At 45.3% G+C, this 25,920-nt stretch carries 25 protein-coding genes and 4 tRNA genes; 18 read left to right on the forward strand and 11 right to left on the reverse strand.

The window, feature by feature from the left end; genetic code table 11:
- Window positions 1-18 precede the first annotated feature (18 nt).
- The 10 genes from clpX to A3IE_RS0111855 all read left to right on the forward strand — a co-directional run bounded on the left by clpX (window position 19) and on the right by A3IE_RS0111855 (window position 9,029).
- Window positions 19-1,299: an ATP-dependent Clp protease ATP-binding subunit ClpX gene (gene clpX / locus A3IE_RS0111810; protein ID WP_020395831.1), complete on the forward strand. Its 1,281-nt coding sequence runs from the start codon at window positions 19-21 to the stop codon at window positions 1,297-1,299.
- Window positions 1,300-1,401: 102 nt separating this feature from the next.
- Window positions 1,402-3,861: an endopeptidase La gene (lon, locus tag A3IE_RS0111815; RefSeq protein ID WP_020395832.1), complete on the forward strand. Its 2,460-nt coding sequence runs from the start codon at window positions 1,402-1,404 to the stop codon at window positions 3,859-3,861.
- A 161-nt stretch (window positions 3,862-4,022) separates the two neighbouring features.
- Window positions 4,023-4,295, forward strand: a complete 273-nt coding sequence (locus A3IE_RS0111820) for an HU family DNA-binding protein (RefSeq protein ID WP_020395833.1) — start codon at window positions 4,023-4,025, stop codon at window positions 4,293-4,295.
- Window positions 4,296-4,310: 15 nt separating this feature from the next.
- Window positions 4,311-4,386: transfer RNA gene (locus tag A3IE_RS0111825), tRNA-Val, on the forward strand.
- Window positions 4,387-4,409: 23 nt separating this feature from the next.
- Window positions 4,410-4,486: transfer RNA gene (locus tag A3IE_RS0111830), tRNA-Asp, on the forward strand.
- 86 nt (window positions 4,487-4,572) lie between these two features.
- A tRNA-Val gene (locus A3IE_RS0111835) sits at window positions 4,573-4,648 on the forward strand.
- Window positions 4,649-4,671: 23 nt separating this feature from the next.
- Window positions 4,672-4,748: transfer RNA gene (locus tag A3IE_RS0111840), tRNA-Asp, on the forward strand.
- Between the two features lie 122 nt (window positions 4,749-4,870).
- Window positions 4,871-6,742 (forward strand): SurA N-terminal domain-containing protein, encoded by a 1,872-nt coding sequence (locus A3IE_RS0111845; protein ID WP_020395834.1) that lies wholly within the window; start codon window positions 4,871-4,873, stop codon window positions 6,740-6,742.
- Between the two features lie 25 nt (window positions 6,743-6,767).
- Window positions 6,768-8,063 carry a tRNA (N(6)-L-threonylcarbamoyladenosine(37)-C(2))-methylthiotransferase MtaB gene (gene mtaB, locus A3IE_RS0111850; protein ID WP_020395835.1) on the forward strand — a complete coding sequence of 432 codons (1,296 nt, stop codon included), beginning with the start codon at window positions 6,768-6,770 and terminating at the stop codon, window positions 8,061-8,063.
- 264 nt (window positions 8,064-8,327) lie between these two features.
- Window positions 8,328-9,029 carry a hypothetical protein gene (locus A3IE_RS0111855; protein WP_020395836.1) on the forward strand — a complete coding sequence of 234 codons (702 nt, stop codon included), beginning with the start codon at window positions 8,328-8,330 and terminating at the stop codon, window positions 9,027-9,029.
- 9 nt (window positions 9,030-9,038) lie between these two features.
- Here the strand turns inward: A3IE_RS0111855 and A3IE_RS0111860 are convergent, their stop codons facing one another.
- From A3IE_RS0111860 to A3IE_RS22100, 4 genes are all read right to left on the reverse strand, one after another.
- Entirely contained in the window at window positions 9,039-9,650 is a 612-nt protein-coding gene (locus A3IE_RS0111860; protein WP_020395837.1) for a hypothetical protein, read from the reverse strand.
- 27 nt (window positions 9,651-9,677) lie between these two features.
- Window positions 9,678-10,127: a hypothetical protein gene (locus A3IE_RS0111865; protein WP_020395838.1), complete on the reverse strand. Its 450-nt coding sequence runs from the start codon at window positions 10,125-10,127 to the stop codon at window positions 9,678-9,680.
- 84 nt (window positions 10,128-10,211) lie between these two features.
- Window positions 10,212-10,793 carry a 5-formyltetrahydrofolate cyclo-ligase gene (locus A3IE_RS0111870; protein ID WP_020395839.1) on the reverse strand — a complete coding sequence of 194 codons (582 nt, stop codon included), beginning with the start codon at window positions 10,791-10,793 and terminating at the stop codon, window positions 10,212-10,214.
- Window positions 10,794-10,811: 18 nt separating this feature from the next.
- The gene (locus tag A3IE_RS22100; protein ID WP_020395840.1) at window positions 10,812-11,414 is read right to left on the reverse strand and encodes an FHA domain-containing protein; all 603 of its coding nucleotides are present in this window, start codon (window positions 11,412-11,414) and stop codon (window positions 10,812-10,814) included.
- A gap of 126 nt (window positions 11,415-11,540) precedes the next feature.
- Between A3IE_RS22100 and A3IE_RS20545 the strand changes: the two genes are divergently transcribed.
- The 3 genes from A3IE_RS20545 to dnaQ are packed head-to-tail and all read left to right on the forward strand — an operon-like array spanning window position 11,541 to window position 13,531.
- Window positions 11,541-12,380, forward strand: coding sequence for a methyltransferase domain-containing protein (locus A3IE_RS20545; RefSeq protein WP_020395841.1), 840 nt, complete (start codon window positions 11,541-11,543; stop codon window positions 12,378-12,380).
- Complete coding sequence (gene rnhA, locus A3IE_RS0111885) at window positions 12,380-12,823, forward strand: ribonuclease HI (RefSeq protein WP_020395842.1); 444 nt, start codon at window positions 12,380-12,382, stop codon at window positions 12,821-12,823. Before A3IE_RS20545 ends, rnhA begins: the two co-directional genes overlap by 1 nt.
- A 3-nt stretch (window positions 12,824-12,826) precedes the next feature.
- Window positions 12,827-13,531, forward strand: coding sequence for a DNA polymerase III subunit epsilon (dnaQ, locus tag A3IE_RS0111890; protein WP_020395843.1), 705 nt, complete (start codon window positions 12,827-12,829; stop codon window positions 13,529-13,531).
- A 173-nt stretch (window positions 13,532-13,704) separates the two neighbouring features.
- On the opposite strand, the gene A3IE_RS20550 is transcribed toward dnaQ, so the two are convergent.
- Window positions 13,705-14,619 carry a LysR family transcriptional regulator gene (locus A3IE_RS20550; RefSeq protein ID WP_020395844.1) on the reverse strand — a complete coding sequence of 305 codons (915 nt, stop codon included), beginning with the start codon at window positions 14,617-14,619 and terminating at the stop codon, window positions 13,705-13,707.
- An 82-nt stretch (window positions 14,620-14,701) separates the two neighbouring features.
- On the opposite strand from A3IE_RS20550, the gene A3IE_RS0111900 reads away from it, so the two are divergent.
- Entirely contained in the window at window positions 14,702-15,184 is a 483-nt protein-coding gene (locus A3IE_RS0111900) for an ester cyclase (RefSeq protein WP_020395845.1), read from the forward strand.
- 149 nt (window positions 15,185-15,333) lie between these two features.
- On the forward strand, window positions 15,334-17,121 hold the full coding sequence (locus A3IE_RS0111905) for an AAA family ATPase (protein ID WP_020395846.1): 1,788 nt from the start codon (window positions 15,334-15,336) through the stop codon (window positions 17,119-17,121).
- Window positions 17,122-17,404: 283 nt separating this feature from the next.
- Here A3IE_RS0111905 and ilvA read toward each other — a convergent pair whose 3' ends face one another.
- Entirely contained in the window at window positions 17,405-18,931 is a 1,527-nt protein-coding gene (ilvA, locus tag A3IE_RS0111910; protein ID WP_026154909.1) for a threonine ammonia-lyase, biosynthetic, read from the reverse strand.
- 77 nt (window positions 18,932-19,008) lie between these two features.
- Here ilvA and rpiA point away from each other — a divergent pair, with 77 nt between their 5' ends.
- Entirely contained in the window at window positions 19,009-19,671 is a 663-nt protein-coding gene (gene rpiA, locus A3IE_RS0111915) for a ribose-5-phosphate isomerase RpiA (protein WP_020395848.1), read from the forward strand.
- 3 nt (window positions 19,672-19,674) lie between these two features.
- Here rpiA and A3IE_RS20555 read toward each other — a convergent pair whose 3' ends face one another.
- The 5 genes from A3IE_RS20555 to arsC form a co-directional block, all read right to left on the reverse strand.
- On the reverse strand, window positions 19,675-20,097 hold the full coding sequence (locus tag A3IE_RS20555; RefSeq protein WP_020395849.1) for a hypothetical protein: 423 nt from the start codon (window positions 20,095-20,097) through the stop codon (window positions 19,675-19,677).
- Window positions 20,094-22,166 carry a reprolysin-like metallopeptidase gene (locus A3IE_RS20560; protein ID WP_083900634.1) on the reverse strand — a complete coding sequence of 691 codons (2,073 nt, stop codon included), beginning with the start codon at window positions 22,164-22,166 and terminating at the stop codon, window positions 20,094-20,096. The genes A3IE_RS20555 and A3IE_RS20560 overlap by 4 nt, the downstream gene beginning before the upstream one ends.
- 63 nt (window positions 22,167-22,229) lie before the next feature.
- Window positions 22,230-22,616, reverse strand: a complete 387-nt coding sequence (locus A3IE_RS0111930) for a DUF2069 domain-containing protein (RefSeq protein ID WP_020395851.1) — start codon at window positions 22,614-22,616, stop codon at window positions 22,230-22,232.
- Complete coding sequence (gene wrbA / locus A3IE_RS0111935) at window positions 22,613-23,200, reverse strand: NAD(P)H:quinone oxidoreductase (RefSeq protein WP_020395852.1); 588 nt, start codon at window positions 23,198-23,200, stop codon at window positions 22,613-22,615. The genes A3IE_RS0111930 and wrbA overlap by 4 nt, the downstream gene beginning before the upstream one ends.
- Window positions 23,197-23,550, reverse strand: coding sequence for an arsenate reductase (glutaredoxin) (gene arsC / locus A3IE_RS0111940; protein WP_020395853.1), 354 nt, complete (start codon window positions 23,548-23,550; stop codon window positions 23,197-23,199). The genes wrbA and arsC overlap by 4 nt, the downstream gene beginning before the upstream one ends.
- A 185-nt stretch (window positions 23,551-23,735) precedes the next feature.
- Here arsC and A3IE_RS0111945 point away from each other — a divergent pair, with 185 nt between their 5' ends.
- Both A3IE_RS0111945 and A3IE_RS22105 read left to right on the forward strand, forming a co-directional pair.
- On the forward strand, window positions 23,736-24,320 hold the full coding sequence (locus A3IE_RS0111945; RefSeq protein WP_020395854.1) for a hypothetical protein: 585 nt from the start codon (window positions 23,736-23,738) through the stop codon (window positions 24,318-24,320).
- 95 nt (window positions 24,321-24,415) lie between these two features.
- Window positions 24,416-25,920: thrombospondin type 3 repeat-containing protein (locus A3IE_RS22105; protein WP_211206825.1), on the forward strand; the 1,505-nt coding region annotated here is incomplete at its 3' end.

Raw genomic sequence — 25,920 nt, forward strand, 5'->3', positions numbered from 1 at the left:
GCATGAATAGAGGTTCTGATGAGTAAAGATAAAAAAGGCAGCCAAGACAACAGTAAATTGTTGTATTGCTCGTTTTGCGGAAAAAGTCAGCATGAAGTGCGCAAACTGATTGCCGGTCCTTCTGTATTTATCTGCGACGAATGCGTGGATTTGTGTAACGACATCATTCAAGAAGAAATGACGTCTAGCCATGATGAAGTGGATGAAAAGTCATCCTTGCCAACCCCTCGCGAAATTAGCCAAAGCTTAGACGAATATGTTATTGGGCAAGAGCTAGCCAAAAAAGTTCTAGCAGTCGCGGTTTATAATCATTACAAACGGCTCTTTAAAAAGACTGGTAAGGACGATGTAGAGCTGGCGAAAAGCAATATTTTGCTCATTGGTCCAACCGGTAGTGGCAAAACCTTATTGGCGGAAACTTTGGCGCGTCTTTTAAATGTGCCTTTTACGATGGCCGATGCCACTACCTTGACGGAAGCAGGGTACGTGGGTGAGGACGTTGAAAATATCATCCAAAAATTGCTGCAAAAATGCGATTACGATGTTGAAAAAGCGCAGTCAGGGATCGTGTATATTGACGAAATCGACAAAATTTCGCGCAAATCAGATAATCCTTCGATTACGCGTGATGTGTCGGGTGAAGGCGTGCAGCAAGCCTTATTGAAGTTAATTGAAGGGACAATTGCTTCCGTTCCACCCCAAGGTGGTCGTAAACATCCGCAACAAGAATTTTTGCAAGTCGATACGAAAAACATTCTCTTTATTTGTGGCGGCGCATTTGCTGGTATGGATAAGGTGATTAAGGATCGTACCGAAAAGGGCAGTATTGGTTTCTCGGCAGCCGTCAAATCAGCCGACAATAGTCGTAGTTTTGGTGATGTGATTCGCGATATTGAAGCCGAAGACTTAGTGCGCTATGGCTTGATTCCTGAGTTTGTCGGTCGTTTGCCAGTGGTGGCGACCTTGGATGAGCTGAATGAAGAGGCTTTGGTGCGTATCTTAACTGAGCCGAAAAATGCTTTAACCAAGCAGTATGGCAAATTGTTTTCCATGGAAGGTGCGGAGTTGGTATTCCGTGAAGAAGCCTTACATGCCATCGCGAAGAAAGCGATGGAGCGTAAAACAGGTGCACGCGGTTTAAGAACCATTATGGAAAAAATCTTATTAGATACCATGTATGATTTACCATCCGAGCGCTCGGTTAGCAAGGTGGTGGTGGATGAGGGTGTCGTGAATGGTGACACTACTCCCTATTTGATTTACGAAAACCCTGAGCCGAAAGCCGCTGCTGCTGAATAACTCTTTGAGCTGCTCCGAGCGAGTTCGGAGTAGCTTTTCATTGGCTGCCAAAGCCCTAGTTCTATTTAATGTTTCTGGTGTGTCACCACATGAGGTGTTTAAATGCCAGCTAAATCTGCTAAATACGAGAAACTTGAAACCATGAATTCACAGGTAGTTCCGGTTCTGCCATTGCGTGACGTTGTCGTTTATCCCCATATGGTTATCCCCTTATTTGTGGGACGCGAAAAGTCAATTCACGCCCTTGAGGCAGCGATGGCGGAAGACAAGCAAGTCTTATTAGTAGCGCAAAAAAGTGCTGATATTGATGACCCCGATTTAAGCGATGTGCATACACTAGGCACCTTATCGACGATTCTGCAATTATTAAAGTTACCTGATGGTACTTTAAAGGTGTTGGTAGAAGGCTTAGAACGCGCTGAAATGGTCGAAATTGACGAAGAGCGTGATTATTTTGCCGCTAAGGTTGAATTGCGCCCAACATTGACGGAGTTTGATGCGCGTAAGGGCGAAGTGCTGATGCGCTCCATGAGTAATTTATTTGAGCAGTATGCCAAGCTGAGCAAAAAAATTTCTACGGAAACAGTGTCTGCTGTGACCAGCATTGAGGATCCGGCACGCATGGCAGATACCATCGCGGGCTATATGAGCCTCAAGATTAATCGTAAGCAAGAATTGCTAGAAATATTGGATGCGACTGAGCGTATTCAGCAGTTAATTGAGTTGATTGAAAATGAGTTGGATTTGCTGCAAGTTGAGAAAAAGATTCGCGGGCGAGTTAAGCAGCAGATGGAAAAGACTCAACGTGAGTATTATCTAAATGAGCAAATTAAGGCGATTCAGAAAGAGCTTGGTGATTTAGATGATAATGCGCCGAATGAAGTTGAGGAGTTAAGTCGCAAAATTGCCAAAGCTGGTATGTCGAAGGAAGCGCGTGATAAAGCAACCGCAGAGCTGAATAAGTTAAAAATGATGTCACCGATGTCAGCGGAAGCGACGGTGGTGCGCAATTATATTGACTGGATGGTCAATTTGCCGTGGAAGAAAAAATCTAAAGTCTTATCCGATTTAGCGGTAGCAGAAAAAATTCTGAACGAAGACCATTATGGTCTCGATGAGGTCAAGGAGCGTATTTTAGAATTCTTAGCTGTGCAGCAGCGTGTTAAGAAAATCAAAGGGCCTATTTTGTGTTTAGTGGGACCGCCCGGGGTTGGCAAAACCTCTTTGGGGCAGTCCATTGCACGGGCCACAGGGCGTAAGTTTACGCGTATGGCTTTAGGCGGGGTGCGTGATGAGGCTGAGATTCGTGGCCACCGCCGTACTTATATTGGTTCTTTGCCCGGTAAAATTATTCAGAATTTAAGTAAGGTGGGTACACGTAATCCACTATTCTTATTGGATGAAATCGATAAGATGTCCACCGATTTTCGGGGTGATCCCTCTTCAGCCTTGTTAGAAGTCCTTGATCCTGAGCAGAATCACACATTCTCCGATCATTATCTGGAAGTTGATTTTGATTTGTCGGATGTCATGTTTGTAGCCACATCCAATAGTATGCGCATTCCAGGACCTTTGTTGGATCGTATGGAAGTGATTCGGATTCCGGGCTATACCGAAGATGAAAAGATTAATATTGCTAAGAATTACCTTATCCCAAAGCAGTTAAAAGCGAATGGTCTGCGTGAAGGTGAGTTAATTCTTTCTGATGCGGCTTTGATTGATATTATTCGCCATTACACCCGTGAAGCGGGTGTGCGTAATCTGGATCGGGAAATTTCGAAAATTTGCCGCAAAGCGATTAAGCAACATTTATTAAGTAATAAAGCTAAGGCAAAAACGACGGTTACCCCTAAAAATCTGCATAAGTTTTTGGGTGTGCAGCAATATGATTACGGCCGTGGCCATAAAGAAAACCAGGTGGGGCAAGTCACGGGTTTGGCATGGACGTCAGTCGGTGGGGACTTACTCACTATTGAAAGTGCGCTCTTACCTGGAGCGGGTGCGGTGAAGAGTACGGGGCGCTTAGGCGAGGTGATGAAAGAGTCGATTCATGCGGCTGAAACAGTCGTGAAAAGTCGGGCTGCCTTGTTAGGATTAAAGCGTAGCTTTATTCGCAAGCACAATGTGCATATTCATGTCCCTGAAGGTGCAACACCCAAAGATGGCCCAAGTGCTGGTATTGGGATGGTCACTACGATGGTGTCTGCCATGACCGGTATTCCGGTGCGTGCCGACGTAGCAATGACCGGTGAAATCACTTTGCGCGGTGAAGTATTACCGATTGGTGGCTTAAAAGAAAAGCTCTTGGCGGCTCATCGTGGTGGTATTAAATTGGTGCTCATTCCTCGCGATAATGAAAAGGATCTGGCGGAAGTGCCTGATACGGTCAAAAAAGGCTTGGAAATTCGTCCTGTCAAATGGATTGATGAGGTTTTGCAATTAGCGTTGGAGCGTATGCCTGAACCATTAAGTGCCGATGATGACGATGATGAAAACGAGAGTAAATCCGTTCCATCGGTCCCAATTGCTGAGGAAAATGCTGAGCCAGCCCGTACCCACTGAGCTGCAGAGCCATTTTATAGCAATTTCAGGCTGAAATTGGTTGACACCTTTTCAAGCGGACTGGTATAACAGTGATGCATATTCGCACCCGTCGTTTTTTCGCGACAAAGTGTGGGAGAAATGCTCCGGTTTCCCTAATAACGAATTCAAAGGACTTTTTCATGAATAAAACTGAATTGATTGATGCAGTGTCTGCTAAATCAGGGCTGACGAAGGCGGATAGCGATCGTGCATTTAAAGCCATGGTGGATGTGGTCACGGAAGCACTCGCAAAGGGCGATCAGGTTTCTTTAATTGGTTTTGGCACTTTCTTAGTTCGTGAGCGTAAAGCACGTACTGGTCGTAATCCACGCACCAATGAAACGATTAAAATTGATGCAGCAAAAATTCCTGCATTTAAAGCTGGTAAAGCTTTGAAAGATGCAGTAAACTAATGCGCTTTCCGGTATGGGTGATTAGCTCAATTGGTAGAGCATCGCCCTTACAAGGCGAGGGTTGGGGGTTCGAGTCCCTCATCACCCACCATATTGGAATATAGTTTAAACAGCGGAGTGGTAGTTCAGTTGGTCAGAATACCGGCCTGTCACGCCGGGGGTCGCGGGTTCGAGCCCCGTCCACTCCGCCACTTATTCTAAAGGATGCACAGCGCATCCTTTTTTATTGAAAGATATAATTCGTTCATCCCTTAGGATTGAAGTTGTAATTCAATATGGGTGATTAGCTCAATTGGTAGAGCATCGCCCTTACAAGGCGAGGGTTGGGGGTTCGAGTCCCTCATCACCCACCATATTGGAATATGGTTTAAACAGCGGAGTGGTAGTTCAGTTGGTCAGAATACCGGCCTGTCACGCCGGGGGTCGCGGGTTCGAGCCCCGTCCACTCCGCCATTCTTAAACCTTAGATTGATTCTTTTTTCTTCCCCTGACTACCAGCATTTTGTATGATGCTGCACCAGTCGCCGCTAGTAGCGACCTCACACTTCTTAAACATTAACTAAAATACAGAACTCATGTTACAGAATCTCCACGATAATATTAAAGGTTGGGCTTCCTACGTTATTGTTGGGATGCTGATTGTTCCCTTTGCCTTATGGGGTATTAACTCCTATTTTGATGGTGGGAAGGCCATACCAGCAGCCACGGTGAATGGTGAAGAAATTTCTAGTATGCAGGCACAAAATCGTTTGGCGCAAATACGTCAACAATTTGGCCCCATGGCAGCGAATATGGATCCGACCACGCTAAAGAATATGGCCTTAGATGGAGTAATCACCCAAGAGCTAATGCGCCAAAAAGTTAAAGAGCAAGGTTATCGCGCTACGCCGCAACAAGTATTTGATGTGATTGCAGGCATGGAAGCTTTCCAAAAAGATGGCAAATTTGATCGTGCTCAATATGAGTCTATTCTTAATGCTAATCGCCGTAGCTCATTGGAATTTGAACAAGGTATTTTAGATGATTTAACCAATAGCCAATTTCAAAAAGGTATTGCGGAGACCGCTTTCATTACCAAAGCACAAGCTACTCAGTATCAAGCACTGCAAAATCAAAAGCGTGATGTGTCCAGTTTTACGGTTAAGGCGGCTGATTTTGAAGCGCAAATTCAAGTGACTGATCAGCAAATTAATGAGTACTACGAAAAAAATAAGTCAAGTTATATGACCGAAGAGCGTATCAAGGTGTCGTACTTGACGCTTAAACAAGATGATTATGCTAAACAGGTTCAAGTCGATGAGGCTGGCCTGCAGGCTTATTATGAGCAAAATAACGATAAGTACATCACGCCAGAGTCGCGCCAAACGAGCCATGTTTTGGTGGCGGTAACCGAGCCGAGCAAAGATGCTGAAGCGAAGGCTAAAGCCGATGCGCTTTATGCGGATATCCTAGCCAATAAAAAGACTTTTGAGCAAGCAGTGGCCGAGTCAGATGATAAAGACACCGCGGCTAAAGGTGGTGCTTTAGGCGAAGTTGTGGTGGGTGATTGGGATCCTAATTTTGAAAAGGCAGTGTTTGCGTTAGAGCTGAATAAAGTATCTGAGCCTATTAAAACGCAACGTGGTTATGAGTTGGCATTAGTAACAGCGATTAAGCCTGCTGAGCAAAAAAGCTTTGCGGATGTGAAAGCACAAGTTGAAACGGATTTTCGAAATACTGAGGCTGAGAAAATCTTTCAAGAGAAACTCCAATCGGTACAAAATATTGCTTATGAGCAAAGTGGTGATTTAGCACCTGCGGCGAAAGCGGCTGGATTAACCATTCAGGAAAGTGATTGGTTTACTCAAAATGCAGGTACAGGCATTGCTGAAAATCCTAAAGTACGTCAAGCCGCTTTTTCAGAAGATGTGCTCAAATCGGGTAAGAATTCAGCGCTTATTCCTGTGACTGATACCGAAGGGGTTGTTGTGCGTCTGGCTTCGCAAGAAGCACCCGCGCAAAAACCTTTGGCAGATGTTAAAGAGATGATTGTCGCTAGTTTGAAGGCTGAGGAAGCGCGTAAGCAAGCCGAAGCAAAAGGTAAAGAGTTATTGGAGAAAGTAAAAGCGGGTGGCTGGGCAGCTCTGGAGGCAGCAGGGATACCTACTACAGCCGTGCAAAAATCGGGGCTGATCGGTCGCTCGGATTCTGCTTTAAATCCAGAACTTGTGCAAAAAGCCTTTTCTATGGGGCGTCCAGCAAAAGATCAATTCACTTGGGATAGTTTGATTCTCCCAACAGGCGATTATGTACTGTTATCCGTAGCGGCGGTGCAAGATGGCACCGATGAGGCGGATGCCAATATAGCTAAAGGTTATAGTGCAAATCTTGGTAATCGTGAAGCCTTAGCCGCTATTGAGGCTTTACGCGAGCAGGCAAAGATCGAACGTCATCCTGATAGTTTCTAATCCTTAAATTGCTTGTGCCACTGTTATGAAAATTCATTTAAAAGCGCTGGGTTGTCGCTTAAACGAAGCCGAGTTGGAACAGTGGTCGCAAGGATTTCGTGCCTCAGGACATCGGATTGTCACTGAGGCCGTTGACGCAGATGTCGTTATTTTAAATACCTGTGCCGTCACACAAGAAGCCTCCGCCAAATCCCGTCGCTTATTAAATCGTTTATACCGTGAAAATCCTGCGTCACATTTAGTAGTGAGTGGTTGCTATGCCACCTTAGAAGCCGAGCAAGTCGCTGCTAATTTAGGGGTTGATTTAGTCGTTCCTAATAGCGAAAAAGATCAGTTACCTCAGAAAGTTATGCAAGCATTCGCTTTGCCAACTATGCCATCACTGGCGACCGAGCCGGGCGAAAATAGTCTATTTTTACGCGGACGGCATCGGGCGTTTATTAAAATTCAAGATGGTTGCCGTTATCGCTGTACCTTTTGTATTGTCACGGTAGCGCGTGGTGCGGAACGTAGTCGTGCTGAAGCAGACATCATTGCGGAGATTAATCAATTAGCCGAGCAAGGGATTAAAGAAATCGTTCTCACAGGTGTGCATGTCGGGGGTTATGGCAGCGACTTAGAGCACAGTTCTTTATACAGTTTAGTCAAGCGCTTATTGCAAGACACCGATATTCCGCGTATTCGGTTTGCCTCGGTAGAGCCTTGGGATTTACCTGACAATTTTTTTGAGCTCTTTGCCAACCCCCGTCTGATGCCCCATATGCACTTACCGATTCAGAGTGGTTCAGATAGCGTGTTAAGGCGTATGGCACGCCGTTGTAAGACCACTGAGTTCAAGCAATTATTAGCGCAGGCACGTAATAGCGTTGCAAATTTTAATGTTACTACCGATATTATTGTCGGCTTTCCTGGTGAAACTGAGCAGGAATGGGAAGAGACATTAGCATTTGTTGAGGCGATTGGTTTTAGCCATATTCACATTTTTTCCTATTCGCCACGCGCTGGCACAAAAGCGGCTGGTTTAGCTAATCCTGTACCAGAAGCGCTTAAAAAACAGCGTAGTCAAATGTTGCACAGTCTCGCTGAACAAGCCCGTCTGCAATGGCTCAAGCAGCAAGTGGGTAAAACACTACCGGTATTATGGGAGCAGCAAAAGAGTGACGCTGGACAGACCATTTACACGGGATATACCTCCCATTATTGTAAAGTCAGTGCAATACGTCATGATCAAGCTAATTTAGACAATAGTATTTCGACGATGCGTCTGACAGGGCTTGATGAAAGTGAAGGGGTATTGATTGGGGAATGGGATGCGGTTTAAGCGCTAATCCTGCTGCTACCTTGTATCCTGAGACTTGTTCGTTTTGGCTCTTATCTAATCACTCTCAGTAAATCCACTGACTACTGACACAGGGCTAAGCACTTTTCTTATAAGTGAATGATTAATTCCTGCGTTTTGTACTAAATTTCAGCAATTTGCGAATTGAACTATTCCTACCTAGGATCATCTGTTATATCAGAGAAAAATTTCTCTCGCAGCGCTAGTTTGCGTGTTGATTCAATAAATCAGTTAGGGATGAGTGTCATGGCTAAATTGGTTGTTCGCCAAGCAGTAGAATCACCTTGGTATAAACGTTATTTACCGCACTGGCCTTATTTAACAGCAACTGGCTTGGGTAGTTTGGTATTACTAGGTTTTTTATGGTCAGCCACCGAACCATCAACGCGGCTTAGCGCGACCACCAATCCCCTAACGATGCCGGTCGTTACTAGCGCTCAACATACTGCGAATCAAGCTGATTATTTGGCAAAAAATCAGGCATTTATGCAACTCGTGCAGCAATATGATCGCCTTGCAGCACAAGGACGAGATGACTATGAGTTACACAATGCTTTAGATTATCAGTCTCAAGCTATTGTCCAAGCACTGCAAGGCTTGGAGGAGCTATTGCCTAGTTTGGGTTTGAATAATAGCGAATGGCAGCAGAATAAAAATCGACAGGTTTATTTGAAAGATTATTGGCAAGCAAAACAGCACTTTCACCATTTGCGTGTGAGTAGTTTGCGCCCTGAACAAAAGCCTTCAAGCAGCTCGCCAGAACAGACAACACCGGCTGTTTTACACACGCCCAAAGCCGATATTCCTTTGCAGGCTCAGGCTGAGAATGTAGGGCCTGAGCTACAAAAAACTGCTAATAAAACACATTTTGCTACGCCACCAGCGGGTGTAGACCTTCCTGCTGATTTTTGCCAATTAGGTCAGGCAGGAACGTGTAAAGCCGAATAACGCAGATAACTACTGCGCTGGTTTCTGGCCAGCGGGCGCAGGCGTTTCCATAGTTTCTGCAGGTACATCGGTAGCACTGGGAAATACAGCACCATTACTATTGGTGCTAGCGGGTGCAGCTACTTGCGGATTTCCCATCATCTGAGCACTGGGCGTCGGTGGTGTAATAGGTGTTGGGTTTAACATAGCCGGTGGCATCATGTTGGGTACAGGTGTTGGAGGCATAGTCGATTCAGGTGGTGCTGGTATAGGTGGCATATTCATGGGGGCTGACTGATACCACATATAGGAGGGCGGTTGCCCCGGCTGTTGATTCCAGTAATACATCTGGCTCCAACTGTTATAGGGTTGATTGGAATAGCTATAACCCATCCATGGCATATAACCCATGTTTCCATAAGGCATATTGCCCCAACTCATACTGGGATTGTAACCCCAGCTACCACTATTCCACGAAGGCTGAAAGCCCCAACTCATATTAGGGCCAGTGCTCCAAGAAGGGCCACTTCCCCAATTCATATTAGGCGTGCTCCAATTGAAGTTGGGTGTGAAATTAAAAGCATGTGCAGCGCTAGCGCTTATTAAGCTTAATCCCAATGCCATCCATGTGAGTTTTTTCATGGTCTCATCCCTCAGAATCTAATCGTATTACTGTGTGTTAGTTGCAGGGCCAGGAGCCGTGGTTAAGGGGGCTGGCGCTGGCATTGGTGCAGGCATAGGCGCTGCGCCATAAGGCAGCATGGGCTGTGGGTAAGGCATCGGTGCATAGCCATAAGGCATCGCGCCATAAGGATTATTACCAAAGAAAGGCATAGTGCCACCGAAATTGCTGCCATTTCCGAAGGGGAAGTTACCGCCAAAATTGGAACCGTTACCAAAGAAAGGCATGTTCCAACCACCATTGTTATCATCGTTGTTGAAACTGTCAGACATCTCCTGCATCCAGTACATAGGTGTCCATTCAGGCCAATCATTGGCGTCCCAATACGGCCCATAAGGCCCCATTTTCCACTCGCCATTATTGCCACCCCCAAAGAAATCAGCACTCGCTACGGAGGATAAGGCTAATAAACTAAGGCCGACTAAAAATTTTTTCATGATACACGCTCCTGATGCGGAATGAGACATATGCATTACCATGTATTCAATATATCAGTATATTCTAATATTGTCAATTGAATATTAGTAACGATGCCAGCCATCTTCGGTGACTACGGCATCTAAAGCTATATCCCAACTAGCACGCTCTAGCTGGCTAACTCGCTGAAATTGATAAGCAAATCCGACTAACAGGGGACGCTTAAAACGCCGTTTTTGCTTAAAAGCAAAGCTCCGATCGTAAAATCCCCCTCCCATACCAAGTCGTGTGCCCTGCTCATCAAACGCTACTAAGGGCATAAGAACTATGTCCAAGGATTTAGCGGCTATGGCCTGTTTGTAGCGCGGCCAAGGCTCAGGAATATGAAAGCGGTTGGTTTGAAAGCGAGTATACTTCGTCCAGCGTACAAACAGTAAAGGGCTAGCCAAGCGTCGTACGATAGGTAAATACAAGCGTTGCTGGGGCAATGCGAGGGTCTTTAATTGGAGGGGGCTGATTTCACCACGTACGGGCCAATAAAGGGCTATTAAGCGCGCACTACGGATACGGGGTTGATTAAGCAAATGTCGCAGGGCTTGTTGGGAATGATTGGCTTGCTGTAACGAAGATAGGGCAGAGCGACGGCGCTTTAATTCCTGACGTAATAGTTTTTTATTGGGCAACATAGTCCAATCATAAGAGGTTTAAACCAGTAGCGTATCGGTTTTTGGTACTTCACGAAAGCGTAGACTCAGTTCACCCACCTTAAAAGTATAGCCGTGCTCTAGGTTGGTGCTGGATTGTTCACCCTTGCTATTCACCGTTTTTAGTAAAAAATGCCCTTGGGCAGAGCGCTCAATAATCACGGCACTCCCATTACTGGACTGACCTAAAGTCATACGATCTTTATTGAGTGGCAGGATTTGGCCTTGTTTTCGACCGCTGAGAATTTCTAATTGTGCGATTTTGAGGGTGTTTAGTTTAAGGTCTGCAGATTGGTTATTGGGGGCAGGTGCTGGGGTGGATGATTGGAAGAGGAGGGTATAAATACCAATTAACATCACATCATCATGATGCAACAAATGGCGCTCACAAGGCAGGTTATTAATTAACACTTTATTAGTGCTGCCTAGATCCTCCAAAAAGCAATCCTCGCCTGCGACGACAATGCGTGCATGTTGGCTACTGACCGTGCGATCTTGTAGCTGTACATCACAATTGGCGGCGCGGCCAATGGTGTAGCAAGGCCTAGTGAGTTTGATGCGCTTTAGGACTTGATTACTTAAGCTAATGGTTAGTTGTGCCATAATTTCCTAACAAAGGCCTAGGGCTGTGCTTTTTATAGTTGTATTTGCGTCAAAGAGGCAACAGTGCCAGACTGAGAGTCTGTGTTGCGAGCCTCATCCTAAAGTTGTAAGCATAAACCAAATACTATGTTAAAACGAAAATTTACTGACAAGCTGATAAAGCCCAGTTCTTTACAGCAACTTGTCCCTGCCAAACGCCGTTCGAATTTAGCGGTGATGAGTGATTTGCAGCGTTGGTATAGCACGCGCCAAGGTGCTTATGCGTTAGCTGAGGTGCAGCAAGTGATTCAACGCATGACGGCGGATGTGTTTGGTTATTATGCGCTGGAAATCGGTTGGCTTAATGAGCAATGCGAGTTTTTGAAGGAGTCACGGATTAGTCGGCATTGGCGTATGCCGGCTAGTAATAGTGAGCTGGCTTATGCGGATTTGGTTGCTGACCCTGAAGCCTTACCCATAGGCTTTGATATGGTGGATTTAGTCGTTGGCTTTCATGTGTTGGAATATGCCTATTCCCCCCATCAAGTATTACGCGAAATTGATCGCATTTTGATGCCTGAAGGGCATTGTATTTTAGTGGCATTTAATCCCTTTAGTATGCGCGGTTTGAATTTATCGTGGAAGCGCTTACGCTCTGATGTGGGTGCAGGGCCTTCTTCACCGGCCGTTTATACTAATTCACGGATTCGTGACTGGTTTGATTTATTGGGTTTTGAGCATTTAGAAACGCAACAAATTGGTTTTCGTCCACGCTTGAACCAAGGCTTATTCCAACGTAGTACTTGGTTAGAAGAGCTAGGTGGGCGTTATCAACCGGCGCTCGGTAATTTACAGGTGATTCATGTTCGCAAGCAAGTGATGCGTCCGATCCGTAGTAAACCGCGTTTTCGTGCGCGTCCTTTGCTGCAGCCCAGTATTGTGGTGAATTCTACACCATCGCGTTTACGTCATCTGAAGGTGCGCTAGTGAGTCAAGTGGTTGAGTTATTTACCGACGGTGCTTGTAAAGGCAATCCTGGAGTAGGTGGTTGGGGCGTATTATTGCGCTATGGTACGACTGAGCGTGAGTTATATGGTTATCAAGCGGACACCACGAATAATCAAATGGAGTTGATGGCCGCCATTCGCGGTTTGGAGGCGCTGACACGGCCTTGCCACGTGAAGCTAACCACGGATTCTAAGTATGTCTTGCAAGGCATGACGGAGTGGATAGCCGCTTGGAAAAAAAAAGGCTGGAAAAGTGCCAACGGCCAAGCGGTTAAGAATCAAGAGTTATGGCAGCGCCTCGATCAAGCCGCGCGACCCCATCAGATTGAATGGCAATGGGTGCGTGGGCATACGGGACATGCTGAAAATGAACGTGTGGATGCCTTGGCGAATCGCGCAATTGAAGAAAAATTTATAGGTTAAAGCATGGCAAGGCAGATTATTCTCGATACCGAAACCACCGGTTTAGATCCACAAGAAGGGCATCGCTTGATTGAGATTGGGTGTGTAGAAATGGTGGATCGGCGTTTGACCGGCCGTAATTTTCATTTTTACTTGCAACCTGACCGTGAGATTGATGTGGAAGCGATTCAAGTGCACGGCATCACCAATGAGTTTCTAGCGGATAAACCGCACTTTGAAGATATTGTCGATGATCTGATTGCTTATCTGCGCGGTGCGGAACTGATTATTCACAATGCTCCCTTCGATATTGGTTTCTTAAATCACGAATTAAATCGCACTAAGCGCGGTTTTAAACCCATTACCGAATATTGTAGTGTCATTGACACATTGGTAATGGCACGGCAAATGTACCCTGGCCAGCGCAATAGCTTGGATGCACTTTGTAAGCGTTATTCGATTGACAATGCTCATCGAACCTTGCACGGTGCTTTGCTGGACTCTGAAATTTTAGCAGATGTTTATCTGGCTATGACAGGCGGGCAGGTTAGTTTAATGCTCGGTTCAAGCCAAGAAGACGATGCACAGCAGGGGAGTGGCGAAATTCGCCGCCTCACGATTAATGCGAGTGCCTTACGTGTCATTCGAGCAAATGATACAGAAACCGCCGCACACATCGAGCGCTTAGCCGCCATTGAAAAAACTGCGGGTCGTTGTTTGTGGCAGTGATTTGATATGCGAAGGCGTGTGCCTGAGTTTGCTTAAGGCAAGCAGGTTCTGATCAGGTAGCTTGTGAATGTTTTAAACAAACGCCACCGTAAAGCTTTGACGCGGACTTTGCCACGATAACACTTGGAATTCCAAATAGGTTTACCAAGTTGTTCAAAGGGAAGCATTCGTGTTTACACCTCACCCAGTGCGCTCTTAACTAGTGCTATTTTCACAAAACTAATTAACTGTTTAAGCTCAGGTGAGATAATGCGACTGGCAGTGATCGCATACAAAGGCCATTGTGGGGTAGCTTCATGGGCTAGTACTTGCACTAGCGTTTTTTGCTCAACACTTGATTGAACAATGTGACTAGGCAAGAGTGCAATCCCTAAACCGCGTTCGGCAAGGGTTCGCAATAGCCCCACACTATTAGCCGCAAAAGCACATTGACCCGGTGCAGACTGCCAATGTTGAGTACCGACTGCCCATGCCATGAATCCTTGTGAGGTTTGCAAATTTAGGCAGTGATGATGTTCCAAATCACTGCTTTTTGTGATTTTAGAATGGTTTGCTAAGTACTTTGGTGCTGCATATAAACCACTGGCAATGCTACCAATTTTACGAGCAATCACGCGTTCATCCATTGGCTTACCAATCCGAAAAGCTAAATCAATCGGGTCACGATACAAATCCACTGCTCGTGCCGACAAATCAAAATCAATCCGTAAACCCGAACGTTGTGAGGCATAATCCGCAATAATCGGCCCCAAAATTTCCACACCTAAATCTACAGGCATCGCAATGCGAATTTTGCTTTGTTGCGCATGGCTGGAGGCAAGTTGATGTTGCGCACGTTCCGCAGCAGCCAGCACTTCTAAACAGCGCTGATAATAGGGTTGGGCGATGGAGGTTAGTGCCACATTGCGCGTGGTACGTTGAAACAGTTGCACACCCAAGCGTTTTTCCATCTGATTAATACGCCGCGATAAAGTGGAGGGTGGCATTTCTAAACGCGTAGCAGCCCGTGCAAAACTTTGCGTTTTGGCAACTTCTACAAATAGCGCAATATCAGCGAGGGTTTCCCATGATTCTTTCATTTTTGGCATTGTATCTTCCATAAATGGGTTTCTCAAGCCAATAGCATTCAGGCTATGCTCTGGGGCACTTAAACTTTTTAGGAAAAGACCAATGAAACTACGTTTAGCGCACACAGCAGTATTGCTATTAAGTTTATGGACAGCACACAGTTATGCAGCCGATGCAGAGGCAGATGTGAATGCTTTAGTCCAAAAACATTACAGTGCCTATAGTGCTGGTAGTGATCCCGCAGCCATTCTTGCTCAAAGTACGGCCAATAATTGGCAAAATTGCGGCGCAAATGGTGAAGTTTGCCAAACCCGTGATGAGTTAGTAGGTGCACTGAATGGTTTGTTTAAACTCATTCCTGATCTGAAATGGGAAGTACTAGAAACCATCAATACGGGCGACAAAATTGTAGTGCGTGGTCAAGGCTCAGGTACACCTACGGGTGATTTTATGGGTGTACCGAAAACAGGTAAGAGTTTTAAAATTATGTCGATTGATATTCATACCCTGAAAGACGGCAAATTGGCTCATACCTATCATTTAGAAGATTGGGGTACTGCTTTAAAACAATTATCGGGTCACTGAGGATAGGGTTATGGAAAAATCCATAGAAACCTGCTTTATCAACACGCTAGTACTTTAGTGCTGAGAGTGTAGAGCACTGAGCTAAGCTCAGTGCTTGCACTATGCTACAATCCTGCTAAGCCCAATCAGTCGGATAGTAGGATCACTCCATGCTCAAACTGCCATATGGTATTAGTAATTTTATTGCCATCCGCAAGGAGCATTATGTCTACCTTGACCGTACCCCATTTATCCCTACCCTAGAGCAAGCAGGAAAACAACTGCTATTCCTACGTCCGCGCCGTTTTGGTAAGTCTTTGCTGCTGTCTATGCTGAATAGCTATTACGACATTAAGCAAGCAGATCAATTTGCAAGCTTGTTTGGTGATTTAGCCATCGGGCAAAACCCGACTTCTGAGCAGAATCAATACTTGATTCTGCATTGGGATTTTTCTGCTGTTTCGCCACAAGGTGATGTGGAACAGATTAAACGTAGCTTGTTTGCCCATCTCAATCGCTCGATTGAACTATTCGCAGCTACTTATCAAGGCTATTTAACACTTCCCATCCATAATGACTTGAATGATGGTATTACTGCTTTTGAGTCTTTACTTAATGCGGTCAGTCATAGTGGTTATCAACTGTATTTACTGATTGATGAATACGATAACTTCGCCAATGAAATTCTGATGCATAATCAAGGTGATAAGGTGCGCTACTCTGCACTATTGGAAGGGGAAGGCATTCTCAAATCATTATTCAAAGTGATTAAGGCGCGTGCCTCACAAGGCAGTATTGCACGAGTATTTATCACTGGGGTTTCACCTGTGGTGATGAGTGATATGACCAGTGGTTATAATGTGTCTAAGAATATTTCTTTAGAAGATGAGTTCAATATTTTATGCGGTATGACTGAAACAGAATTAAATACTTTAGTAAAACCTGTATTACATACCTGTCAAAAAGAAGCAGCACAGCCATCGGTCATGGACACTTTGCGCCAGTTTTACAATGGTTATCGCTTTAGCTATGACCTGAATGCTCCGCGTATTTATAACCCCATTCTGTGTTTTCATTTCCTACAAGCCTATCAAAAAAGCTGTGCTGCCCCACGGCAAATGCTGGATGGCAATCTGGCGATGGATAAAGGACGAATTCGTTATATTGCGGGTTTGGCAGGTGGGCAAGCGGTGATTGATCGACTGTTAGATGAAGAAAATCCCAGTACCTTAAATGAGTTAGCCAGTGATTTTGGCATTGGTAATTTAGAGCGTGTGCAGCAAGATGCGGATTATATGCTGTCGCTATTATATTACTTTGGCGTGGTGACTTTAGACGGTGTGAATGAGGTTGGGCGTTTGTCCTTGAAAATACCGAATCTGGTGGTACGTGGTTTGTATTTAGAAGAACTTAAACGTCATGCATTACCTGATATTCGCACCGAGAAAACCGCACAGGCTATCGCAGAACAATTTTATCAAGATGCTAACGTACAAGCACTGGCTGACTTCATGGAGCAGAAATATTTCAAAGTGTTCAGCAATCGTGATTACCGCTGGAGTAATGAGCTGACCATTAAAACTGCATTTGCCAGCTTATTGTATAATGATCTGTACTACATCATGGACTCCGAAACCGCGTTAGCGCGGCGTTATACCGATCTGATTATGATCATTCGCCCCAATATGCGTCAGTACCGAGGCTTGCAGGACATTATCTTTGAATTTAAGTATTTAAGCCTGAGTGAGTTAAACCTGACAGGCGAGCAATTAAAGAACTTATCTCGTGAAGCTTTAGCACAGCTCCCTGTGGTACAAGCCGCATTACAAGATGCTTTACGCCAATTAACCCATTATCGCCAAGTACTCACGGAGAAATATCAAGAGCCTGAGCGTTTACATGCCTTAGCAGTAGTGGCGCTGGGGTTTGAGCGTGTGGTGTGGCAGGTGGTAAACTAATTTCAGCGCTTTTTATTATTGAACCATCAACGACCCACTGATCAATTAGTCCCAAATCAAGTACTCTCGCCAGCATTACCGCCTCAAAACCTTTTTTGAAACGGCAACCGAAAATACATTTTGGAAGCTCAGTCTTAAACAAAACTTACGCTAATTAATGAACAGTGGTCAAATTGCAAACTGAAACGTCTCGTATCAGTTTGCACTCAATCCATGTGCTCGACAATCAATTTGCACAAAGGCTCTACTCATTCCGAAGGGTATGCGGTCAAAACTATCTCCATTACCCTAAAAAGCGCTGGTAGGCTGGGTTTTGGGTTTCTTCCCAATATTCATAACCCAGATTTTCTAAGAACTTCTGGAATTCAGCACGCTCATTCGGTGGAACTTGAATACCGACTAATACGCGTCCGTAATCGGAGCCATGATTACGATAGTGAAAGAGGCTGATATTCCAATTGCCACCCATACTGGTCAAGAAGTGCAATAAAGCCCCAGGACGTTCGGGGAACATAAAGCGATAAAGTACTTCATTTTCAATGCCTTGAGCATGGCCACCTACCATATAGCGCAAGTGAATCTTGGCTACTTCATTGTCACTCATATCGACGAATGAATAATGTTGGGCGCGTAATTCATTTAATAATATTTCACGTTCTGCCTTGCCACCTGAGATTTTTACACCCGCGAAGACTTGTGCTTCACGTTGATTGGCATAGCGGTAGTTAAACTCTGAAATCGAACGATTACCAATGGCGTGGCAGAATTGGCGGAAACTGCCGGGCTGTTCAGGGATCGTTACCGCAAGCAGGATTTCACGGCCTTCTCCTAACTCAGCGCGCTCCGCTACATGGCGTAAGCGATCAAAGTTGATATTGGCACCACTGGTAATGGTGACTAAGTTCTTACCTTGTAGACCATAGTGTTCAACATATTTCTTCAGTCCCGCCAATCCTAATGCGCCCGCAGGCTCAAGCAAGGTACGGGTATCTTCAAATACATCTTTAATCGCCGCGCAGGTTTCATCGGTGTTCACTAAAATGGTTTCATCAACAATTTTGCTAGCAATGTCAAAAGTTTGCTCACCAATCAGTTTTACGGCTGCACCATCGGCAAATGTTCCGACTTGGGCGAGTTGTACCCGCTTACCCGCTTTGAAAGCGTCATGAAAAGTGGGAGCCTCCTCATGCTCGACGGCAATAATTTTGGTGTTGGGGTACAGATATTTGATATAGCTACCCACACCAGCTAACAAACCGCCGCCACCAACAGTAATGAAAATCGCATCGATAGGATCTTGATGCTGGCGCAAAACCTCCATCGCAATCGTACCTTGACCCGCAATAACGTCTAAATCATCAAAAGGATGCGCAAAAGTCATGCCTTCTTCACGCTCTAGTTGGCGCGCATAGGCATAGGCTTCGTCGAAATTATTGCCGTGTAACACCGCATTGCCACCAAACGACTTCACGGCATTCACTTTAATATCAGGTGTAGTCTTAGGCATCACAATCGTGGTTCTAATGCCTAATTGCTTGCCAGAAAGCGCTACCCCTTGCGCATGATTACCCGCTGAAGCTGCGACCACACCGCGCGCCCGTTCTGGTTCGGTAAGCTGGAACATACGATTGAAAGCACCGCGAATTTTGAACGAAAACACCGGCTGCAAATCTTCGCGCTTTAAAAAAATATTATTATTCAAGCGGCTACTTAGGTTTTTTGCTTTATCTAGTGGGGTTTCAATCGCCGCGTCATACACGCGCGCGGTGAGTATGCGTTCAATGAGAGATTTGCCTGATGAGGTAGTCACGTTATTCTCGGTAGCTTTGCCAATGATGAGTCGGCTAGTATAGGGCAATCTTTCCTAGCAAGCATCTTGGAGTGTGCATGAATCAAGATCAGATGAAAAAAGCTGCTGCAGAAGCCGCGCTCACTTACGTCGAGGCCGGTTCGATAATCGGTATTGGTACAGGTTCTACGGCCAATCACTTTATTGATTTATTGGCAGGTATCAAAAACAAAGTCGATGCTACGGTAGCCAGCTCTATTGCCAGCGCCGAACGTTTACAAAAGCATGGTATTCGTGTGCTAGATTTGAACGAAGCTGGGCAGTTGTCTTTGTATGTGGATGGCGCGGATGAATCAAATCATCATTTACATCTCGTGAAGGGCGGTGGTGGTGCTTTAACGCGTGAAAAAATCGTCGCGGGTGCAAGTAAGACCTTTGTGTGTATCGCTGATGAAACCAAATTGGTGGATACTTTGGGTAAATTTCCGCTACCGATTGAAGTTATTCCGATGGCGCGTGAAGTAGTGGCGCGCTACCTGAAAAACTTGGGAGGTAATCCTATATTACGCGCCGGTTTCACGACTGATAATGGCAATCTTATTTTGGATGTGCATGGCTTACACATTCGCGATGCGGCGAATTTTGAGAGTGAGCTGAATAATATTCCGGGGGTGGTAACGAATGGTATTTTTGCTTTGCGCCCTGCGGATATATTGATTCTTGGGACGCCAAGCGGTGCAAAAACGCTAAAGGCTAGTTAACTGTTAACGACACGCTAGGAGCATGATTTGATTCCAGCGCGCCGAAAATGCTAACGCTGCACTGAGGTAAGCGTGATGATGCGGCCCTAGCAAAGCATCGGTGACCCCTTCTAAACAACGTACCTCACATCTAGCGGGCAAACTCGCATAGGTTTGTGCGGTTATGCCTGGGATTGTGTTGCTCCGTCCTGCGTTGCAATAGAAATAACGTTCGCCACGCTGAATGGCCGCCTGCGCTTCTTGTATCGGATTGCGTTGCTGGAGTTGGCTCAGTGTGGTTTTATAGCTTGCATCCTCATTTTGAAAAATCTCGGAAGCACTAGGGACATGCACTTCGGCTTGAGGCTGATGTGGTGGTGCAGCGCGATCCGCCGCACATGCGCTTAATGTGATAAAGCTGCTTAGGCACATCAGCCAAACTTTCATTTATTCATCCTTTTTCTGGCACGCAAAGCAAGCAATGGGATTAAGCCAAGTAAGAAACTTAAGGGTAGACTGCCACCACCACCGCTATTAGTGCTACCACCGGTCGTTCCGCCTCCGGTTGTGCCACCGCCTGTGCCAGTAGCTTTGCTATTGGTGCCGGATAAGGCGAAGAAAATATTGTCTGAGCATTTAACACGAATGAGATTTTTGCTGCCAAACGTAGCAGGTAAGGTAACGCTGGCTGTCCCATTATTAGGCACGTTTTTTACTAAATCTTGAAAGCCGTCTTCAGTGCCTTCCGCATTGAAGGCGATATCGACAGTAGCGCAAGAAATCGGAGCTTGGTCAGTGCTAGCAACCGTCCATTTTACTTCTGTCGTACTACCCGCCACCATCGAGGCTTTGGTCGGGCTAACAATGCCAAACACAGCACCAGTGGCGACAGTTGTGATCACAGTATCATCAAAACCAGTGCCACCTTTGCCATCACGGACTTGCAAGCGCATCGTGAGTTTACGGCTGGTAGTGGGAAGAATTTCGCCAATAGTATGCGATCCACTCACTAAATCTGTGAAGCGCGGAATCATTCGTGTTGCTGCGCTACTGGGCGCATAAGCACGCAAAATAGCATTATTTTGTTGGTCAACATCGACATTGGCAGCTTTGCCTGCATCCATTTGCTCCCAAGAATAGGTCAAGCTGTCATTATCCACATCGCTCGCTGTACCACTTAAGACAAAAGGGGTATTCGCAGGAATCGTGTAGTTTGCACCGGCATCGACGACAGGATTGTGATTACTGAAAGCTATTTTTGTGGCGCAATTTGCACCTGAGCCTAGATGAGCAAAATTAGTGATTTGTGCAATAGAACCTGCATGGAAAGCGGTATCACTGTGCAATTGAAGGTCATCGCCGTAGCACGCACCGGCATAAGCCATAATAGAGCTGCCAGAACCCGGTTCATAAGCAGTAGCGCCGGTACGATTGTTGCTATTGCAACTGCCTAGCTTATCGCTGTTAAAGGTATGAGTAGCACCCAGTTGGTGGCCGATTTCGTGTGCCACAAAATCAATAGCAAAGGTATCGCCTTCGGGTGAATTCCAGCCACTGAGCCCTTGTCCCTTATATTGATCATTACATAGCCCTTGAATGATGGCGACGCCACCAACACCAGTGGTGAACAAATGCCCAATATCATAATTGGCATTGCCTACCACTTCATCGAGGACTGTTTGATTAATGCCCATTAATTGCGAGCTTGTTAATTTTGCATTGTAAGGGTCGGTATTAATATCGGAATAAACCGTCGCGGTGTCACTGACTAGCTTAAGTTTGATACTTAAGTCGCGCTCCAAAATACCATTCACACGGTTCAAGGTGGTGACAATGGCACTTAGTGCATTAGCCTGATCACCACCAAAATACGCGGTATATTCGCCGGTGGCTGCCACGGCAATTCTATAGGTATGTAAGGTTTCGCCGGCTTTAGCACCTAGCGTTAAACCAGTAGAGTTGTTAGGAATTAATTTGGATGCTTGTGTTTTATTGGCAGGTGCTGTTTGTGCGCCACAAGAATAATTACGCTTAAATTGGGTAGCGTTGGCGGTTTTGCTTAGGCTACGGTATTGACGCTCGCTGGCTAAATCCGTGATTTGTTGCGGCTCAATAAATAAAGTATCACCTTGGGTGGTGAGTAGCATGACGTGCAAACCCAGAGGAGTTAAGTCAGCACGCCCCGACTGTATTTGTCCATCCAAGCCTTCAAGACGCCAAGTTTTGATTTGTGGATATTGCGTAACAAGTGCATCTGATAAGAGCGCATCAGCGACAAAACGTACGGTGGTATAGCCACCTTGTGGTAATGGAATGCTAACTTCTGGCTCTGCACTTTGCAGAAGTAAGGTTTGTAGATTAGCTTCGTCCAAACTGAGGATGCGCTGCTCGATGGTGTTGCCCGACATAATCACCGTATGCTGCTGAATATCGTGCCATAAGCTAGAACTTGCAAAGCTTGTTGAGCTTATGAGGATTAATAGGCTACTCAGGCACAAATGGGAAAACGGGATCATTTGCTATAAACCTTACTCAAATTTGAATGGCGCACTCACTATGCCGTATCTCGCTGATTGCCTTTATTTTTCCTGATTGACGGATTGTTTTGGGGCAAGAGCGGCTTGTGAGCCTACTATTTTAACACTGAAAAAGCCCCCAAGATACATTAAGGTACTAAAGATTAATAAACCTACACCATAATAGATTTCTACTGGGCTTAATAAATACCAAACGCCTAGTATAGCATAAGGGAGTGACAGGATGATCGAATAAACCTGCGTACTATTACGACCATATAACACGCCACGTACTAGCCATAATAAAGGGGCAACTAAAATAATAATTTCTACAGAACGCGGAATATGTTGAATCGGGGACAGCCAACCATTCCAAATAACAATTAATAAAATAAGTCCAATCAAACCAATGATGACGCAACTGCGCCAAATCCATAATATTTTTGTCATAACTGATGCGCCAAACTTGCTAGACGTTTGCCCAAGGCCATACATAAGCGTTTTTCCGCATTATCCAGCGGACGTTGACTGTCACTGCCTGCTACATGGCTTGCTCCATAAGGTGTGCCACCCGTGGTCGTACTGAGTAAGTCTGCTTCAGAATAGGGGAGGCCGCTGATCAACATGCCATGGTGTAATAAGGGTAGCATCATGGAAAGTAAGGTGGATTCTTGTCCGCCATGCAAACTTGAGGTGGAGGTGAAAACGCCAGCAGGCTTGCCAGATAAAGCGCTGGATAGCCATAAGCTGGTGGTTTTTTCGAGGAAGTATTTAAGTGGCGCTGCCATATTGCCAAAGCGTCCGGGGCTACCTAATGCTAAGGCATGACAGTTTTGTAAATCCTCAAGGCTCACATAGGGCGCACCGTCATTAGGAACACGTGGACTGGTCACTTCGCACGTTTCCGAAACCTCAGGCACTGTGCGTAACATCGCTTGAGTATCGGGCACACTTTCGGCACCACGGGCAATGAATTGGGCCATGGCTGCGGTTGAGCCATGACGGCTGTAATACAAGACTAAAACAGTTTTCATAAAATACTTAAGACGTTTTCAGGTGGGCGGGCAATAACAGCTTTACCATTTATAATAACGATGGGGCGTTCTATTAATTGTGGGTGATCTACCATAGCTTGAATTAATTGGGCGCGTGTTAAATCAGGTTGCGCTAAATGTAAGGTTGTATAAATTTCTTCTTGCTGACGCATTAAGTCACGTGGCTCCATTGTTAATAATGATAATAAAGCTTCCAAAGTTTGCGCATCAGGGGGTGTCTCTAAATAATGAATCACATCTGGTGCTAATCCTCGGGTTTGCAATAATTCCAAGGTTTGCCGTGATTTAGAGCAGCGTGGGTTGTGGTAAATCGTGACATTTTGGCTCATGGTCAGCTCTCAACAAATTCTTGGCAATCTAGCGGTTCATGTAGTCAGGCGCAAGTTTTATAAAGCGACGCTGAGCGTGATGGACGCTCGCTGGGCTTCACCGCTTATCAGTTCAGCACTCACGTCCATGGATAAAATTATATAATTATGTAAATCTAGATTTCTTATATAAGGATGCGAACCCAATGAAAAGTCGCTTGCGTTGGTATGGTTTATGGTTGGTAGGGGCGAGTCTAAGTTTTTGTACTGTGCTTGCTCAGGCAGCACCGGTGTTGGATTACAAACTTACACTTTCTGAAGATGGTTCTGCCTATCAAGTGTGGATGATGCCCACTGAAACACCTAAACCTGATTTGAGTTTAACTGGTCAATTAACGATTAAGGTTCCACATAAAGCAGGCTTTAAGATCAGTGAAGTGAAGCCAGCCATTAAAGATGTCATGTGGACAGAGGCTTCACGCGTAGATGCGCCTCAAGAAGCTAAAGACTCCGATTATATTTCCTTCTCATTTTTTGGCGTGCAAAACGGTAGTAGTGTCAAAAAATATAATTGGGAAGCAGGTAAAGAACAGCTTATTTTTTCGTTTTCGAACGAAGCAGGCTGTGTGAATGATGTCAGTATTATTGAGGCCAATGATCCTTTTAATAAAACTGATAACTCAGCCCATACCAATCCGGGTAATCATTTTTCCAATTTGGGTTGGGGTGCTGCCAATGAAAATCACTTTAGAAAAGTGTATGGCAATACACCGAAATGCCCTAAAAAATAGTATTAACTAGCGCCTCCTTTTGTGCATATAGCTTTATAGTATAGGCGTCTTGGCTTAGGCATTTAAACATTAATAAAAATAACAGAGATGTTCCCATGCGTAATAGAAAATTATCCTTATCACTTAGCTTGAGTTTAAGTGCATCGGTCTTATTGATGACAACCAGTCAAGCATGGGCTGCTCAGACATTAAGCTACAGTATTCGCTGGAGCATGACGGATGAGCGGTATCATGTTTATATGACGCCAAGTACTACGCCTGTGCCGGATCGAAGCTCTACTGCACAAATCACTATCAAGGTACCGCACGGCCTTAAATTACAGACTTTTGATATTTCGAGCACCTTGGTAAATACCGTCCCTAATGCCTCTTGGTCATTAACATCTCGTGTTGATGCGCCTGTTGAAGATCCTGCTGCAGATTACTTGTCCTTTACATTGGCTACCAGTGATTCAGCGGCGTTTAAGTGGCAAGCGAATGTCGAAAAAGAAGTTTTCAATTTTAAAAATCTAGGTAGCTGTCTTGGAAAGGTTATTGTGTTAGAGGATACCGATCCTTTTAATATTGTAAAAAATTCAGCGAATACTAATCCGGGGAATCAGTTCTCTAATATGGGCTGGATTGATTATCCGGGAGAAAATAACTACGCGGGCAATTATGGGACTGGTGCTGAATGTAGTGATAGTTTTGATACGGATGGTGATGGTTTAAAGAATGGTGAGGAAAAAGCACTAGGGACGAATCCGAATGATAGTGATTCTGATGATGATGGTTTAAGTGATGGTGTGGAGGTTGTTAACACTAAAACCGATCCATTGAAGTCTGATACGGATGGGGATGGTTTAAGTGATGGTGCTGAGGTGAATACCCATAAAACGGATCCATTAAAAGCAGATACCGATGGTGATGGACTAAGCGATGGTGCTGAGGTGACAACGCACAAAACCGATCCATTAAAAGCAGATACCGACGGTGATGGACTGAGCGATGGTGTTGAGGTCAATACCCATAAAACGGATCCATTAAAAGCGGATACCGATGGGGATGGTTTAAGTGATGCCTATGAGGTGAATACCAGCAAAACTAATCCATTAAAGTCCGATACGGATGGTGATGGTTTAAGTGATAACTATGAGGTAAATACCAGCAAAACCGATCCTCTAAAGTCCGATACGGATGGTGATGGTTTAAGTGATGGTGCTGAGGTGGCGACGCATAAAACCGATCCGTTAAAGGCTGACACGGATGGCGATGGCTTGAGTGATGGCGCTGAAGTGACTACCCATAAAACGGATCCATTAACGTCTGATACGGATGGTGATGGTTTAAGCGATGGTGCTGAGGTGACAACGCACAAAACCGATCCGTTAAAGGTGGATACGGATAGTGACGGCTTGACTGATGGCGCTGAAGTGACGACACATAAAACCGATCCGTTAAAAGCGGATACCGATGGTGATAGCTTGACTGATGGCGCTGAAGTGACGACACATAAAACCGACCCGTTAAAGGCGGATACGGATGGCGATGGTTTAAGTGATAGTTATGAGCTTAACACATCGAAAACGGATCCTTTGAAGGCAGACACCGATGGCGATGG

It is taken from the genome of Thiolinea disciformis DSM 14473 (assembly GCF_000371925.1).
Taxonomy (GTDB): Bacteria; Pseudomonadota; Gammaproteobacteria; order Thiotrichales; family Thiotrichaceae; genus Thiolinea; species Thiolinea disciformis.